Origin of the sequence: Vibrio sp. YT-16 (genome assembly GCF_033337405.1) — a bacterium.
Lineage (GTDB): Bacteria > Pseudomonadota > Gammaproteobacteria > Enterobacterales > Vibrionaceae > Vibrio > Vibrio alginolyticus.
This window is the reverse complement of record NZ_JAWOQQ010000004.1, coordinates 358,428-375,018: the sequence shown is the minus strand read 5'-3', so window position 1 is coordinate 375,018 and position 16,591 is coordinate 358,428. Positions and strand designations below refer to the sequence as shown.

Annotated in this window: 16 protein-coding genes; 9 read left to right on the top strand and 7 right to left on the bottom strand. The window is 44.3% G+C overall.

The features are described 5' to 3' along the window. Positions 1–101: 101 nt before the first annotated feature. The 5 genes from R7F07_RS10065 to cobT form a co-directional block, all read right to left on the bottom strand. Positions 102–1,898: a M3 family oligoendopeptidase gene (locus tag R7F07_RS10065; protein WP_171342704.1), complete on the bottom strand. Its 1,797-nt coding sequence runs from the start codon at positions 1,896–1,898 to the stop codon at positions 102–104. 128 nt (positions 1,899–2,026) lie between these two features. Further along, positions 2,027–2,641 carry an alpha-ribazole phosphatase gene (gene cobC, locus R7F07_RS10060; RefSeq protein ID WP_171342705.1) on the bottom strand — a complete coding sequence of 205 codons (615 nt, stop codon included), beginning with the start codon at positions 2,639–2,641 and terminating at the stop codon, positions 2,027–2,029. Positions 2,642–2,652: 11 nt separating this feature from the next. Continuing rightward, positions 2,653–3,186, bottom strand: a complete 534-nt coding sequence (gene cobU / locus R7F07_RS10055; RefSeq protein ID WP_171342706.1) for a bifunctional adenosylcobinamide kinase/adenosylcobinamide-phosphate guanylyltransferase — start codon at positions 3,184–3,186, stop codon at positions 2,653–2,655. Further along, the gene (locus R7F07_RS10050; RefSeq protein WP_171342761.1) at positions 3,183–3,959 is read right to left on the bottom strand and encodes an adenosylcobinamide-GDP ribazoletransferase; all 777 of its coding nucleotides are present in this window, start codon (positions 3,957–3,959) and stop codon (positions 3,183–3,185) included. Before R7F07_RS10050 ends, cobU begins: the two co-directional genes overlap by 4 nt. Before the next feature lie 29 nt (positions 3,960–3,988). Then, on the bottom strand, positions 3,989–5,032 hold the full coding sequence (gene cobT, locus R7F07_RS10045) for a nicotinate-nucleotide--dimethylbenzimidazole phosphoribosyltransferase (protein ID WP_085569560.1): 1,044 nt from the start codon (positions 5,030–5,032) through the stop codon (positions 3,989–3,991). Between the two features lie 248 nt (positions 5,033–5,280). Here cobT and R7F07_RS10040 point away from each other — a divergent pair, with 248 nt between their 5' ends. From R7F07_RS10040 to purT, 7 genes are all read left to right on the top strand, one after another. Next, the gene (locus R7F07_RS10040) at positions 5,281–5,970 is read left to right on the top strand and encodes an NAD(P)H-binding protein (RefSeq protein ID WP_025766774.1); all 690 of its coding nucleotides are present in this window, start codon (positions 5,281–5,283) and stop codon (positions 5,968–5,970) included. A gap of 200 nt (positions 5,971–6,170) precedes the next feature. Beyond that, positions 6,171–7,544: an L-cystine transporter gene (locus R7F07_RS10035; RefSeq protein ID WP_169628426.1), complete on the top strand. Its 1,374-nt coding sequence runs from the start codon at positions 6,171–6,173 to the stop codon at positions 7,542–7,544. Between the two features lie 157 nt (positions 7,545–7,701). Then, positions 7,702–9,123, top strand: a complete 1,422-nt coding sequence (gene sbcB, locus R7F07_RS10030) for an exodeoxyribonuclease I (protein WP_053303162.1) — start codon at positions 7,702–7,704, stop codon at positions 9,121–9,123. Positions 9,124–9,178: 55 nt separating this feature from the next. Then, entirely contained in the window at positions 9,179–9,553 is a 375-nt protein-coding gene (locus tag R7F07_RS10025) for a CidA/LrgA family protein (protein ID WP_171342707.1), read from the top strand. A 1-nt stretch (position 9,554) separates the two neighbouring features. Next, positions 9,555–10,232 carry an LrgB family protein gene (locus R7F07_RS10020; protein ID WP_005377888.1) on the top strand — a complete coding sequence of 226 codons (678 nt, stop codon included), beginning with the start codon at positions 9,555–9,557 and terminating at the stop codon, positions 10,230–10,232. A 430-nt stretch (positions 10,233–10,662) separates the two neighbouring features. Next, the gene (cdd, locus tag R7F07_RS10015) at positions 10,663–11,550 is read left to right on the top strand and encodes a cytidine deaminase (RefSeq protein ID WP_017633940.1); all 888 of its coding nucleotides are present in this window, start codon (positions 10,663–10,665) and stop codon (positions 11,548–11,550) included. 143 nt (positions 11,551–11,693) lie between these two features. Next, positions 11,694–12,869 (top strand): formate-dependent phosphoribosylglycinamide formyltransferase, encoded by a 1,176-nt coding sequence (gene purT / locus R7F07_RS10010; protein ID WP_171342708.1) that lies wholly within the window; start codon positions 11,694–11,696, stop codon positions 12,867–12,869. Between the two features lie 72 nt (positions 12,870–12,941). On the opposite strand, the gene R7F07_RS10005 is transcribed toward purT, so the two are convergent. Further along, positions 12,942–13,592, bottom strand: a complete 651-nt coding sequence (locus R7F07_RS10005; protein ID WP_021707633.1) for a thiopurine S-methyltransferase — start codon at positions 13,590–13,592, stop codon at positions 12,942–12,944. A gap of 315 nt (positions 13,593–13,907) precedes the next feature. Here R7F07_RS10005 and R7F07_RS10000 point away from each other — a divergent pair, with 315 nt between their 5' ends. Continuing rightward, the gene (locus tag R7F07_RS10000; protein WP_017821825.1) at positions 13,908–14,687 is read left to right on the top strand and encodes a phosphoribosylglycinamide formyltransferase; all 780 of its coding nucleotides are present in this window, start codon (positions 13,908–13,910) and stop codon (positions 14,685–14,687) included. A 122-nt stretch (positions 14,688–14,809) separates the two neighbouring features. On the opposite strand, the gene ihfA is transcribed toward R7F07_RS10000, so the two are convergent. Then, positions 14,810–15,106, bottom strand: a complete 297-nt coding sequence (gene ihfA / locus R7F07_RS09995; RefSeq protein WP_005377899.1) for an integration host factor subunit alpha — start codon at positions 15,104–15,106, stop codon at positions 14,810–14,812. A gap of 534 nt (positions 15,107–15,640) precedes the next feature. Between ihfA and R7F07_RS09990 the strand changes: the two genes are divergently transcribed. Beyond that, the gene (locus R7F07_RS09990; protein WP_171342709.1) at positions 15,641–16,522 is read left to right on the top strand and encodes an AEC family transporter; all 882 of its coding nucleotides are present in this window, start codon (positions 15,641–15,643) and stop codon (positions 16,520–16,522) included. Positions 16,523–16,591: the final 69 nt, after the last annotated feature.

Sequence of the window (16,591 nt, the reverse complement as noted above, 5' to 3'; positions counted from 1 at the left end):
GTTAGGGCTGTGAACTTTACCACAGCCCTGATTAAGATCATTATGATTTGATCAAATTTTTGTAGCTATAAAGCAGATTATGCATCAACACTGCGAAAAACTTAGCCGCGCTGTGCGAGCAAACGCTCAAACTCATCGACTTTTTCACGCACTAGCTCAACACTCTGCTGCCAAAACGTTGGCTGGGTTAAATCCATCGACAGATGCTTTTCGACGACATCTTCCGCCATCATGCAGCCTGTATCGCGCAGCAAATTGATGTAATCGGTGTAAAACGCTTCGCCTTTGGTTTCTCGCTGTGCATAGATACCCTTGCTAAACAAGAAACCAAATAGGTATGGGTAGTTATAAAAGCTCACGCTATCAATAGAAAAGTGCAGCTTGCTTGCCCAGAAGTACGGATCCGGTTCGCTCATTACGTCGCCATACCATTCTTTCCAAGTTTCTGACATCAACTCACAGAATTCATCTGCGGTTAACTCTCCATCCTGGCGGCGTTCATAAAACGATTTTTCAAACTCGTAGCGAACCGGAATGTTGATCATTAAAGCTAGCGCAGATGACAACTCTTCCCACAACATCTCGAGCTTTTCATCAACGCTCTCAGCTTTCGAAATCAAATGATCACGAACGATGTTTTCTGCAAAGATAGAGGCGGTTTCTGCTAACGTCATTGGGTAGTAAGTTTGGCAAAGTGGCAAATCACGAATAACCCAGTTATGGAACGCATGGCCAAGTTCATGTGCCAGAGTCATAAGGTCTGAACGGCTGCCACTCCAAGTCATAAACACAAGTGGTGTTCGCGTTGCTGGCAGTTTGGTGCAGTATGCGCCAAGACGCTTGTTAGCATTTGGCGCGGCATCAATCCAACCATTTTGTACCATCAAACGGACAAATTCCGACATCTCAGGGTTTACTGTTTCAAATGCTTCACAAATAACATCAATCGCTTCATCAAAGTCGTAAACCTTCGCTTCACCGCTCAAAGCAGGCATAGCCGCCAGATGATTCCAAGGTTTCATCTCATCCAGACCATGTACTTGCGCCATCAATAAACCTGCTTTCTGACCAATAGCTCGACTGTCTTTGGCGACTGTCATCATCGCATTTAAAGTTTCAGCTTGGATTCGGCTACCATGCAAACTCGGCTCTAGGAAGTGAACTTCACACTTCGTAGAACGCTTTTTGTTTTCAGTTAAGCGCCATCCTGCTAACGCATTCAAAATCGCAGCGAATGATTCTTGGTGCGTTTGCATTGCATCTTGTACGCCTCGCCACGCGGCTTCTTGACGCTCGAATTCAGAACCATAAAGAATGCTTGCCGCTTGAGAAAACCCAAGCTCTTCACTATTACCATCTGTGTACTCAAGCTTCACTTTCAATGAGCCAGTCAGGTTATCGTATAGGTTACCCCAAGCCGATTTGCCATCCACACTCATCGCAGCCAGTAACTGTTCTTCTGCGTTGCTAAGACGAGTATCCGCCAACTTTCTAGAATTCAAGATAGAAAAAGCTTGCCCACTGATATCAGGATTCTCATGGTCTAACACGCGCAAGATAAACTCTTCGTCGGCATGCGTTAGTGTCAAATCAAAGGGACTGAACGCTTGGGAAAGCTCCGAAAAGATGCGGGTCATTTTACCAAGTAACGATTTCGCTTCGGCGTTTGTTGCATCAACAGAAGCATAACAACTCGCAAAATTTGCAACTGTACCCGCTAAACGACTCGCGGCTTCATTGGTCAAAATCGCATTTTGCATGATCTCTACGTTGCCACAATCTGCTGATTGTTTATTCAAAAGATCAATACATTGTTCCACAAGAGCAATATCGTCTTGAATTCGTGGGTCAGAAAGGTCGTTATAAACGATGGACAAATCCCAACTCGGCGTTGTCATTTCTATATTTCCTTTTTATGTAACTGAGTCAATTTTCGCTTCCTGCACCTAGCAGATGGGCTTCCACTGACATCTTCCGTGACTATGCCCGTAAGCAATATCGTTCTGGGCATTTTAATATTTATAAATTAACGAGTTAAAAGAGGTACGCCAATCGAACGCACCGAGGCGTAAATTTGCTCATCTATGGTAATTGTTACATGCGTGACAGAAGCGTTTCCTATCGACAACGTCGAATACCACTTTGGGTTACGCCAATCTAACTCCAATACATGAGCAAGAATCATACGAATGACGCCACCATGCGTGACGATAAGTAGATTGTCATTGATATCGTTGATGATTTGAGACCAAACGCGACATATGCGCTCAGAAAATGTGCTTAAGCTCTCAGCATTCGGCAACGTATGTTGTGCTGGCGATTGCCAAAAAGCATCTAGCTTTTTCCACTGCTTAGTGAGCATATCAAAAGGCATACCATCAAAATCACCAAATGCCATCTCTTGTAAAGACTCATCCGTCATTACTGGTAATAATTGCTGTTCAGCAATGATGTTTGCCAGTTCTTGACAGCGTGAAAGCGGAGAAGAAATTATTCCACCCACACCTCGTCCACTCTCGGCCCAAGCCCGAGCAATACTCTCTTGATCAGCAGGCGTAACTTTTACATCTGTTTGGCCATGGAGTCCTAGTGGAGCGTCTACTTTTCCATGACGCACAAGATAGATATTGAGTGTTTTCATTTTGTTCCATCCTACTCTTTAAGAACCAACGGCAAACCAGCAGCAACAAAGGTAACGCGATGGCAAACACTGGCTAGTTTTTGATTCATCCGTCCTGCATTATCCACAAAATAACGACTAACCGCCCCCAAAGGTACAATGCCCATTCCAACCTCGTTAGAGACGAATATTAACGTCGCATCTGAGCCACGTACCATCTTTATAAGCTTTTCAATTTCTGCTTCTAGCTTCTCATTGGAACATTCATCACCTAACTCAAATATCCAATTGTTGAGCCACAAGGTTAAACAGTCGACCAATACAACATCGGTGGTAGCGAAATTTGTCAGTAACTCAGATAAATGAAGGGGGCATTCATGCTCTTGCCACTCGCCCCCGCGTTGCTTTTGATGATGCGCTATTCGCTCTCGCATTTCTTGGTCAAATGGCAGCGCGGTTGCAACATAGTGTAATGATCGATGAGAAGCGACCGATAATTGCTTAGCTGTTTTTTCTGCCAAATGCGACTTCCCAGAGCGCGCGCCACCGAGTATCAATTGCTTCATGAGGAGTGATACAACCCAATCATAGTGAGATAAATAAGCAGTTCCGACAACTGTTGCGCTGCGCCAAGGCAATCCCCCGTAAAGCCGCCAATTCTCTTGGTTAACCAACGTTTGAACATCAAACGAAATACCACGAGAACAAGCGATATCAAGATCGCATCCGCGATACCAAGCACAAGCAATGTTACGCCACCAGTAAACAACAAAATGGAGACTTCTAGAGAAGACTGGCGACTTGCTAGCGGTTTACTTTTCGACGTATCACTGTCACTGACATAAGGCATGTCATAAATAAGCGTCGCAGCTAGTGCTCGGCTTACGGTGTAAGCGACGACAATGACCAACCAAAAGTGCGGCAAGTTAGCCAGTTCACTCCAAAAAACATACTTAGCCAATAACGCCATAATGAGAGTGGCGGCACCATAAGTGCCAATACGACTGTCTTTCATAATAGAGAGGCGTCGCTCTACGGTCATGCCACCGCCAATGCCATCCGCCATATCGGTCAAGCCGTCTTCGTGAAAAGCCCCAGTTAACAATAAGCTAAACACCATCGTTAATACTATGGCAACCGACTCAGGGAAAAGAATTGAGGTGAGCGAGAATACCAAAGCGCAAAGCGCTCCAAGCACGAGACCAACTAACGCGAAGTAACGGCCTGCCTGATTCATGCGTTCTTCACTGTAAGGCAACGCTTGGGGCACGGGTAAGCGGCTAAAAAAACTGGTAGCTAATAGAAATAACTCCCACTGGTATCTTAACGATGACGGCATGACTTTCTCAGAATTATCAGGGACTGACACTAAACTGTAACTCCTGCACTCTCAAAGCTCGCCATTTTGTTGTAAAACTGGGCAGCAGCTTTTAACAGAGGCAAGGCAAGAGCGGCTCCTGTTCCCTCCCCTAGCCGTAAACCAAGGTCGAGCAGAGGTTCTGCTTTTAGATGTTCCAATACAAATTTATGTCCATTTTCTTCAGAGCGATGGGCAAACAACATGTATTCACGCGTTTCTTCGTCTAACAACGTCGCAATATAAGCCGCTACCGATACGATAAACCCATCCACTAAAACTGGAGTTTTAAGCCGCTTGGCTTCTAAAAAAGCGCCCACCATTTGTACGATTTCAAAGCCCCCAACCTGTGCGAGAATCGCTTTGGTATCAAGACCTCGACATCGGTTTACCCCCTGTGCTACCAGTTTATATTTGCGGCTCAACTGCTGTTGATTGATTCCGGTGCCAACGCCAACACAATAATCAATATCTAATGAGCTCAGCGCCGATAACAGTGCTGAGGCCGAACTGGTATTACCGATGCCCATCTCGCCGAACATTAAGAGGTTTGAACCATGCAAAATGGTATGCTCAGCAATCTTCGCACCATATTCTAAACCTAACGCCACTTGTTCTGGGGACATCGCGGATTGTTTAGAAAAATTAGCCGTACCGTTACCCAACCGTTGTTCAACCAAGTTGGGATGGGATTTAAATTCTGGAACCAGCACATCAATAGGAGCCAACATGCCGCAATCTATTACTTTGAGTTGAATGCCATTAATGTCGCAAAAACAGTTGATGGCTGCGCCGCCAGCGAGAAAGTTAGCCACCATTTGCTGAGTGACTTCGCTTGGCGCAATGCTCACACCCTCCTCTGCAACGCCGTGATCTCCAGCAAATACCAGCATGCTCGGTTTGCAGATAGCGATGGAATCAACTGGCTGAGGTTTATCCTGACTTTGAATAAGAGCTAACTGCAGTGCCACCTTTTCCAATAAGCCTAAAGAACCGACGGGTTTGGTTTTGTTATCTATGCGTGCTTGTATCTCCGCAGCAAAAGAGTCATCCATTTTTTACGTTCCTTTGATGTTGTCTGGGTGAGAGGTGTTCTGTTGTTCAAGAGGTCTTGTTCAGCGACAGTTTTTGCGCGCCCACTATTGTATACACTTGCATCCAATTGGGGCAGCGCTAATCAAGTTTATCTCAGGATAGTCTGCCGAGTTCGCAGAGCGTCTCACCTTTCTTGCACGAGATTATAAGTAACTCGTTGAAATCCGCTACAATAGCTTAGACTATGTTCCCATATAGGAGAAAAGATATGGATAACAACACCTGCGCAATCATCGCCGGTGCAACTGGCTTAGTAGGCTCAAAAGTCATTGCAAACCTCATAAATCAATCAGGTGTTGGAACATTATATTATCTTTCTCGCCGCACACTCGATGGCGTCCTAGATGTGGACAACAAGCTTATTCCTCTCATTGATGCAGACCTTTCTATCCACCAATGGGATGAGAACCAACCAACACCAACCATCGGCTTTATCTGTTTAGGCACGACCCTTAAGCAAGCAGGCAGTAAGGATAATTTGCGTAGAGTAGATGTTGATCTGGTGTGCAAAGTCGCCCAACAAATGAAAACAATCGGAGTCAAACGCCTTGCGGTTGTTTCTAGCCTCGGTGCAAATAGTAAATCGCCATCCCATTACTTAGCTTGTAAAGGACAAATGGAACAACGAATCGAAGCTATGGATTTTGAGGAAATCGTATTTGTTCGCCCAGGCCCGCTTGTTGGTCAACGTCAAAACCCAAGAATGGACGAGAAGTTAGTACAAACTCTGTTTAAGGTAATTCGCCCACTTATGCTAGGCAAACTGTCCAACTTTTTACCGATTCGAGCAGAAGATGTCGCCAAAGCGATGATTTATCAACTTTTCAGTTATCAAGAAGACTCGGTGGTTTACTTACAAAGGAAAGAAATGCGTGACTTACTGCATCACTACGAATAACCATTTTGTACAATTAACGTGCTAATTCACACTCTCACGCGACTTAGATCTCGTTTTTATATTCATTTTAGATCTAGCTAATACCCGTTTGTCATTTTTAAAGTTATATCACGAGCGTTATCTTACGCTCCATAAATAAATCCGTATAAAACCCCGTATAAAAAACAACCGCCACTTCGGCTGGTTGATAAGGTCAAATTATGAATTTTGCAGTGATAGCCTCTCTAGCCGTCTTTGTTGGCATATTGTTCTTTCTATTTAACCAACAACAAAAGAAACACACTCTTTCACGTCTCGTTTTGATCGGTCTTGTTACCGGTTCTCTTTTTGGTCTTGCTTTGCAACTCATTCACGGTGAAGGCAACAGCGCTATTGCTCAAACACTTGAATGGGTAGGCATTGTAGGCAGTGGCTACGTTGGTCTACTGAAAATGGTCATCATGCCACTGGTGTTGGTATCGATGATCTCTGCAGTTGTTAAATTGGAGAAAGGTGGATCATTAGGTAAAATTTCTGGCCTGACCATCTCTGTTCTTCTAGTAACGACTGCAATTGCTGCACTTATCGGTATTTTGGTGACAACGACATTTGGCCTGTCAGCAGAAGGGTTAACTGAAGGTGCGCGTGAAACCGCTCGTATCGCCGTTTTAGAAAGCCGTGCCGGTACAGTAAGTGACTTAACTATTCCTCAAATGCTAGTTAGCTTCATTCCAACCAACCCATTTGCTGATCTAACAGGTGCTCGTTCGACATCAATTATCGCTGTTGTGATTTTCGGCGTGTTAACTGGTATCGCCGCTCGTAAAGTGATGATGGAAAAAGCAGAGTTGGAATCACCGATTCGTACTTTCGTAGAAGCAGCTCAATCTATCGTTATGCGATTAGTGAAGATGATCATGGCCCTAACGCCATACGGCATCGCAGCACTGATGGCAAAAGTGGTAGCGACATCAAGCGCAGGCGACATCCTAAACCTACTTGGCTTTATTGTGGCGTCTTATGTTGCTATCGCACTGATGTTTGTTGTTCATGGCGTATTAGTCTCTTTTGTCGGCGTTAGCCCTGCGGAATACTTTAAGAAAATCTGGCCTGTACTGACCTTCGCGTTTACATCTCGTAGCTCAGCAGCAACGATCCCACTAAACGTAGAAGCGCAAATCACCAAGCTTAACGTTCCACCAGCGATTGCAAACCTATCAGCATCGTTTGGTGCCACTATCGGCCAAAACGGCTGTGCGGGTATCTATCCTGCAATGCTTGCAGTGATGGTAGCTCCGACAATGGGTATCAACCCTCTGGATCTTCACTTTATCCTGTCATTGATTGCGATTATCACCATCAGCTCATTTGGTATTGCAGGTGTCGGCGGCGGTGCGACGTTTGCAGCCTTGATTGTTCTTCCTGCAATGGGCTTGCCTGTAACCATCGCGGCACTGCTTATCTCTATTGAACCACTGATTGACATGGCACGTACCGCACTAAACGTTTCAGGTTCAATGACTGCGGGTACAATTGCTAGCCGAGTGCTGAAGTCACCAGGAAGTGAAGCAACATTGGAAGAAACACGAGCATAGAACTCAAATTCCTTCCAAAGCGATAAAACGTAAAATATCAAGCCGATGGTTCGCCATCGGCTTTTTTCATTTTCAAAAATTCAACTTGCATCTTTCGTTGCTAGTCAAGGCGTTGAATGGTCTAATACTGCCATCGGTTTTGTAAACGGTAAGCAGAATGCACCAAGATAATCAGCCCACTTTTTTCTTCTTTGACTATGAGACATGGGGAACCAACCCCGCGAAAGATCGCCCAAGCCAGTTTGCTGGTGTTCGTACAGATGAAAACTTTAATATCATCGGCGAGCCTTTAGTCATGTACTGTCAACCACCGGCTGATTATCTTCCGTCTCCTGAAGCTGCGCTTATTACTGGTATTACTCCGCAAAAAACGGTTCAAGAAGGCCTTTCTGAGCCAGAGTTTATCGCTAAGATTCACACTGAACTCGCGAGACCAAATACCACCAGTTTAGGCTACAACAGCATTCGCTTTGATGACGAAGTGACCCGTTATACTTGTTATCGCAACTTTATCGATCCATACGCATGGAGTTGGCAAAACGGTAACTCACGTTGGGATTTACTCGATGTACTACGCGCGTGCCATGCCCTTCGCCCAGAAGGCGTAGAATGGCCAGAGAACGAAGATGGCTTCACTAGCTTTAAATTAGAACATTTGTCCGTGGCTAACGGCATAGAACATAGTAACGCGCACGATGCCATGGCAGATGTGGTTGCGACTATCGAAATGGCAAAGAAAGTAAAAGCAGCGCAACCAAAATTGTTTGATTACTTTTTTTCTATGCGCCAAAAGCGCAAGCTCAATGATTTAGTCGACATCGTCAACATGACACCGTTGATGCACGTTTCAGGCATGCTAGGGCGCGAATGTCAGTACACTAGCTGGATTGTGCCTGTTGCTTGGCATCCAACCAATAATAACGCTGTTATCACCATCGATTTAGCGAAAGACCCTCAACCTATTCTTGAGCTATCCGCAGAAGAGCTGCACGAAAGACTCTACACTAAGCGCGAAGATCTTGGTGAATTGCTACCAGTGCCAGTTAAACTAGTTCATTTGAACAAATGCCCTATTCTCGCCCCTGCAAAAACGTTAACGGCGGAAAACGCAGAAAACATCGGCATTGATCGTCAGAAGTGTCTCGATAATTTGGCACTACTTCGCCAGCACCCTGAGATTCGAGAAAAACTAATCGGCTTGTTCTCTATCGAACGTCAATTTGAAAAAAGCGATGATGTGGACACTCAACTTTACGACGGATTCTTCTCTCCGGCCGATCGCGCAGCCATGGATATCATTCGGGAAACCGACCCGAACAATCTTGCCGCATTGGACATTGAATTTGATGACAAGCGCATTAAACCTCTATTGTTCCGCTATCGTGCGCGTAACTTCCCAGGCACATTAGACGAGCAAGAACAAAGACGCTGGGCATTACACTGTCGAGAAGTGTTTGAAAGCCAAATTGAAGAGTACATGCTGAATTTAGAAAACTTAGTTCACGAACATGAAAGTGACGAAAAGAAGATTGCGATATTAAAATCCGTGTACCGTTATGTAGAGAGCTTAGCTTCCTAACTCCTCCTAATACAAGCGCACCTTATGGTGTGCTTGTTGTTTATATACTGTCAAAATGATTAAAGAACGATTCTTACAACTGATCCAACTGCTCATTTCAATCTTCCTCATCATGGGAGCACTTGGCATCGGAATTACCATTCAAAAGTTCACTGGCGTTTCCGTTCCAGGAAGTGTCATCGGTATGCTCGTACTGTTTTTCTCCATGACTCTTGGGCTTGTAAAAGTCGACTGGGTCAAACCGGGCGCCACGCTATTTATCCGCTATATGATCTTATTGTTCGTTCCTATTAGCGTGGGATTAATGCAACATTTCGATATGCTACTCGCTAATGCCCTCCCTATCATTGCTAGCGCAGTTGGAGGCTCACTCATTGTACTAGTCAGCCTCGCTTGGCTGCTGGACTACTTTTTAAAGGAGAAGCACTGATATGTGGTTAGTTGTTACCATTGCGGTTTTTCTTGTCGCGCGCCAAATTGCAATCAAAGTGAATAATCCTCTAGCAAATCCTTTGCTGATCAGTATTGCAGTGCTCATTCCTTTGCTTACTTACTTAAATGTACCGTTTGAAACGTATTATGCGGATAACGAAGGGATCAGTTTTTTACTTCAACCAGCCGTAGTTGCTCTGGCTTATCCACTATATGAACAACTACCACAAATTAAAGCAAACTGGCGAATCATCACTTTTGCTTGCACAGTAGGCAGTGTGATGTCGATGATGACAACCACCTTGATCGCAGTCGCTTTCAAAGCGGATATCAGTTTAATCGCGAGTCTAGTGGGTAAGTCCGTCACTACACCAATAGCGATGGAAATATCGAGTCACCTCGGTGGTGAAGCCGCCGTTGCAGCGATCTTGGTTCTGATTGTCGGTTTATTGGGCGCAATTTTGGCATACCCAATTTACAATTTGATTGGAATTAAACACCCGATTGCACGTGGTCTGACAATGGGTACAGTCTCTCATGCCTTAGGCACCGCTACTTGTGCAGAGAAACAGCCCATAGATGCCGCGTTCTCATCACTCGCATTGGTTTTATGTGGGATCATAACTTCTATTTTGGCTCCAAGCTTTTTTGCTTTGGCTGTCTGGCTATATCAATAGTTAAGCGCTCTCGGTCTGCCCTCCTTCCGGCAGGCCGTAGCCTTTCCGCTTCTTCCTTACCCTTTTCAAAACCCTATCTTATCTATCAACCTCACCCAGTAATATCGTGAAGGGACTTGATCGAGATATACATTCATAGCGTTAGCATTCTAGGTGCTACCACTCGCTCTAGATTACGTAGGTATAAAATAGCATAGCGGTAAAAGTCGCGTTAGTAACATACTCCTGCTCCTTGGTCATATGAATATATACTGATATGGTTAATTGTGAGACGGAGATAACGCTTCACACCTGTGCAATCGAATACATGTGTGAGCTCACTCTAATTATGTAACAGAATTATCAATTGCATTATTTATCGTGATCTAACGCACGGAACATTTCTATCTTTCACATAGAATAACTGTCCATGCAATAACAAGGATTCAACATGAAAAGTCGCATTGAACAGGCGCTAGCAGGCGCTCCAGAAGCACTTTCCAAACAACTTGCTCCTATCATCCAAGCTGATGATTTTGATGCTACGCTTTCAGTTCAACAATTTGAGCAGTTGCTTTCAGCTACCGGTCTATCAGACAAAGAGCTTCGTGTTGCGCTACTTCCTTTTGCCGCAGCGTACTCCTATGCTCCCCTTTCTGACTTTTATGTCGGCGCTATCGTTCGTGGTCTTTCAGGTCGCCTTTACTTCGGTGCCAACATGGAATTCTTTGGTGTACAGTTGGGTCAAACGGTTCACGCAGAGCAGTCTGCGATTAGCCATGCTTGGATGAAAGGCGAACGTGGTGTTAAGGATATCACTATCAACTTCAGCCCATGTGGTCACTGCCGCCAGTTCATGAATGAGTTATCTACCGCAAACGAGCTTAAAATCCAGCTCCCAGAACGCGAAGAAAAGTCACTTCATGAATACCTGCCTGAAGCCTTTGGACCAAACGATCTCGGTATCGAGTCCGGCTTAATGGCAGAAGTTAAACACCAGTTCTCATGTGATGATGAAGGCGCACTCATCCAAAGTGCAGTTGAAGCGATGAACATGAGCCACTCACCATACACCAACAACTTGAGTGGTTTAGCATTAGAGATGACTAGCGGCCGTGTATTCCAAGGCGCTTATGCAGAAAATGCAGCGTTCAATCCTAGCTTGCCGCCGTTACAAGTTGCGCTAATCCAAGTTTTACTTGCGGGTGAAACCTTTGACAGCATCAAAGCCGCTGCATTGGTAGAGAACTCAGAAGGTAAGATCAGTCATTTAGCCGATACGCAATCAACGTTGGAAGCGTTGAATCCAGATATTCCGCTTAGTTTTGTCAACGTATAAACGACAAATTCAACAAAGAGCTCTACAACATGTAGAGCTTTTTTATTACCTAAAAACCAAAAGCAAACGTTTGCTTTGTCATAAAACTTCAGTATGATCTCCTGCAATTTCTGTCTCATCACTCTATTTTGTAAGGGAACACTATGTTTGGCACTGCAACTAGCGCAAATGCTACCCGTGTATTACTTTTAGGCTCTGGCGAACTCGGTAAAGAAGTCGCCATTGAATGCCAGAGACTTGGTTTAGAAGTGATTGCTTGTGATCGCTATGCCAATGCTCCAGCGATGCAAGTCGCTCACCGTAGTTATGTTATCGACATGTTAGATGGGAACGCCTTAGAAGAAGTTATTACGAAGGAACAACCTACTTACGTCGTACCAGAAATTGAAGCCATCGCAACCGGCAAACTGGTAGAGCTTGAAGAGAAAGGACTGAATGTTGTTCCAACCGCTAAGGCAACCAGGCTAACAATGAATCGTGAAGGTATCCGACGTTTGGCAGCAGAAGAACTGGAATTGACGACTTCACCTTATCGTTTTGCAGATAACTTTGAAGACTTCAAAGCCGCGGTTGAGCATGTGGGTATTCCGTGCGTGGTGAAGCCTGTGATGAGCTCTTCAGGTAAAGGGCAAAGTGTTATCAAGACCGAAGACGACGTTACAAAAGCATGGGATTACGCTCAGGAAGGCGGGCGTACGGGTGCAGGTCGCGTTATCGTGGAAGGTTTTATCGACTTCGATTACGAAATCACTTTATTGACCATCAGAACCGTTGACGGTGTGCATTTCTGTGCTCCAATTGGTCATCGTCAGGAAGATGGCGACTACCGCGAATCATGGCAACCGCAAACTATGTCAGAAAACGCAGTAAAAGCAGCTGAATACACGGCTGAGAAAGTGGTAAACGCGCTCGGTGGCTACGGCATCTTTGGTGTAGAGCTATTTGTTAAAGGCGATAAAGTCATTTTCAATGAGGTCTCTCCTCGCCCTCACGATACGGGTATGGTTACAATGATTTCACAGGAAATGTCTGAGTTTGCTCTCCACGTGCGCGCGTTTACCGGAATGCCAATTAATAATATTGTGCAATATGGCCCATCTGCGTCTGCTGTTATTCTTGGACAAGGGACTTCCACAAACATTCGCTTTGAAAACCTAAGCAAAGCTTTAGCTCAACCTCAAACACAAGTTCGTCTATTCGGTAAGCCAGAAATCGATGGTCGCCGCCGTTTAGGTGTTGTCCTTACGCGACGAAAAACCACCGAAGAAGCCGTTCAAGATGCTGTTGAAAGTGCTTCAAAAGTGAATATCATTTATTAAATACGAACCACTCATACAAAAATAGCGCAGCTCAAATTGCTGCGCTATTTCGTGTTCCAAACCGAAGAGAGCCTATTCACTCTCGATTAAGTACACTTCTTCAGAGAAGCGACTTAAGCCTTTTTTCGCAATTTTAGGATGATTCTCGTCAGCTTCATCTACGTTCAAACAAGTAACTTTGTAACCTGAAAATAACTGCTCTATCTCTTCGACCGGCACGCTAAATGGAGGCCCCGCCATCTCTTCTTGAGGATAGTTGAGTGTGACAAGCAAAATACGACCGCCTGGGTTCAGCAGTTGCTTGAGACGCTCTACATACTCCTCTCGCATATCTTGCGGTAAAGCAACCAACGCGGCGCGATCATAAATGATATCGGCTTGAGATACTGGTGCAGTGAAAAAGTCCCCAGTATAAATAGAGAGCTCATCAAATTGATAAAGCTCGTGCATGCCATTAAGAGGCGTTACCGTTGGCGTGTAAAAATGTTCAGCAAAAAAGGCACGCACAGCAATATGGCTTAGCTCAACACCTTCAACCGAATCATGCTTCATCGCTAGCCAAATCAAGTCTTCTGACTTTCCACATAAAGGAACTAACACTTTATCTTCACGCTTTGGATTAGTGTGTTTCCAATATACTGGTAATAGCGGGTTTACATCTTCCAAGTGAAATCCGATTTGATTGCTGGCCCATTTGTTATGCCAAAATTCTTGGTCTCTCATTTTACTTTCTACTTGTCGGCTGTTTTCATTTTGAGAGGTAAGACTAACGTTTTTTTTCAATTTGTCTATGCCGTTCATCTTTGGTTAATACTGCGGTGATAGGATGTAATCGGTCTCATAGGAGACGCGCCTTTATCTGATAATCAGAATAAAGAAAAGAGAAATGGTGATCTAACGCACGATTCTACTTCAAGATAAAACTGAAACCTTGGAATCTTTCGTAATGGCCCCATTTATAAGTTAGTACCTGATTTGCCGAACTTAGCGACCTTTATGTTCCCTATTTTCTAAGTACAAGCAAGTTAAGGAGAGTGAATGAGCTTATTTCTTCGTACTACAGCATTGATGCTTTTGGTACTTAGCCGTGCACCGGCATTTGCCGCACTTCCAATTACCCCTGCACCTAGTGGCGAACAAAATCGTTCAACCAGCCAAAACGAAGTTTGTTCGAAACTTTTTAAACACAGCCTTAGCGGTTTATACGGCATTCAGTCAATCGACACCACGCCAACTCAGCCATATTCTGACTTCGACATTCTTTACAGCAAAGCACACCAAGCACAATTTGAACTTGAAACTATCTGTAAAAGTACCGCACTTCTTAATGACGCTCAGCCATACTTCGCAGGTGTAAAATCCAAACAACGAGCAGAAGAAAAGATAGCTTTAGAATTAGGTGGGAAAGTTGAACGTATTACTGACCTAGCACGTGCAACGATTGTAGCTGAAGACGTCGCCAGCTTAGTCTCCATTTATGAAACGTTAGAGCGTGAAACAACGATTGTGAAAGTAAAAAATCGATTCAAAAAACCTGGCCCTTCAGGATATAGAGACTTGAACTTGCTCGTTCGTTTACCAAAAACAAACCTAGTAGCCGAAGTTCAACTGCACTTGAAAGCAATCGCAGATGTAAAAAGCGGTCCCGAACACGACCTATACGAAAAAATCCAGAAACTAGAACGTCAAGCGATGTTGGAAAAACGTGAGCTAAGCGAAATAGAGCTTGCTTCTATTCGCAACATGCGTACACAGTCTAAGAACTTGTACCAACAAGCATGGCAACCATACTTAACAACGCATCTAGAAGCGGCGTAACCGATATCATTAGGCGTCTCTCATAAACAGAAAAACCACCGCATTGCGGTGGTTTTCATTTGTATGCACACGAATTTTACGCAAAAAAAAGACCACGCCTTAGCGTGATCCATTTATTCGGCTTACTGTACTTTCTTCAGGTTTTCTACACGAGCTTTTAACTTCTGACCCGGGCGAAAAGTCACTACACGTCGAGCAGTAATTGGAATATCTTCACCAGTTTTCGGGTTACGACCAGGTCGTTCATTCTTGTCACGAAGATCAAAGTTACCAAAACCTGACAGTTTTACCTGTTCGCCACTTTCCAGTGCCTTACGAATCTCTTCAAAGAACACTTCCACCGTTTCCTTGGCGTCCCGCTTACTAAATCCTAATTTATCAAACAGGTTTTCTGCCAGTTCGGCTTTTGTGAGCGCCATAAAACTTTCCTCAAAGCTATGTTAAACAATGCTACGTTAGTGTAGCGCCAGAGCAGTTTTACCCTACCAATTCAACAACATATCGGGGTTACATCAGGAAGTGTATGACAAGCTTATGATTTTCGCCAACTTTTTTCTTGGCGAACAAAAGGAATAGCACTACGTAAATTATTGTTAAACGCCAGGAATTTGATATTTTTGTTTTTGTTTCATCTTTATCAGGAAAAACATCCAGATTATAAAACTAAAAGTAGTTTAAATATCAACATTAAACACTATTTAATAAAAATATCAGATATTGGTTATTTAACAGACACTTGACATAGAACTTGTCGTAAATTCAGTGATTTGTATGTAACTCGATACGTAACAATTAGATTAAAAGGTATGACCACCTGTACTTTGCAACTGTGCTTAGAAAGCTTGATTAAACCCACGCTTCTCGCTGTTTAACGATGACGCCATATATAAAGATTGATAATGTGGAAGTTCGTGTATTTCCTCATTAGCTTCTTACACTGCTTCTAGGCGACCATGATTAATCAAATCATAAATATTCTTTTCCCTGTTTTTGCTCTTGTCGGAGTTGGCTATTTGGTCGGTCGTTACATCAAGCCTGACTTTCGCCCAATAAACCGCATTAATATTGAGGTATTTACGCCAGCACTGGTATTTTCGTCACTCGTTAGCATGCCGCTCGATTCAAATCAGGGGCCGCTTCTTTTGGCGGCAATTGTCGCGGTTTTAATTCCCGCACTACTCATGATCCCGGTATGTCGATGGACGTCACTCTCGTTTAAAGCCTGGGCGCCACCACATATGTTTCGCAATAGCGGAAATCTAGCTATTCCTTTGTTTACCTATACGTTTGGAGAAATTGCGCTGTCGTCAGCAGTGCTTTTATTTGTCGTGTCAGCATGCTTGCATATCAGCTTAGGCGTAATGCTGCTTAGTCATGGCAACCCTTTTAAGCAAATAGTCAAGATGCCAATCTTTTTAGCAGCGTCGCTGGCTCTGTTTCTCAACGTGTCAAATGTGGGTGCATGGGCGCCTTTATACGAAGCCACGGCTCTACTTGGGCAAGCGGCCGTACCCGTGATGCTTTTATCTCTGGGGGCACAAATGTGTCATTTAAGGTTGGACGGTTTAAAGATTGGTGTGTTGTGTACCGTGCAGTCACTGGCAACTGGTGCTGTCGCTTTTGCACTTATTTATTGGTTAATTCCCCTTCCAACGATGCAATTGCAAATGATGGTGCTCTTCACAATGCTGCCGCCAGCCGTCATGAATTACCTATTTGCGGAAAGGCTGAATATAGAACCCATGAAAGTGGCGTCAATGGTACTATTTGGCAACTTTTTCAGCATTCTTACGCTACCTCTTCTGCTTAGCTATACCCTCTCACTCGCTGCCTAACCGCCAACAAGCTATCGTTAGCGTGTATTAGCTGAAAAACAATACGTTCCTAATCTCGGGTAAGGGCCA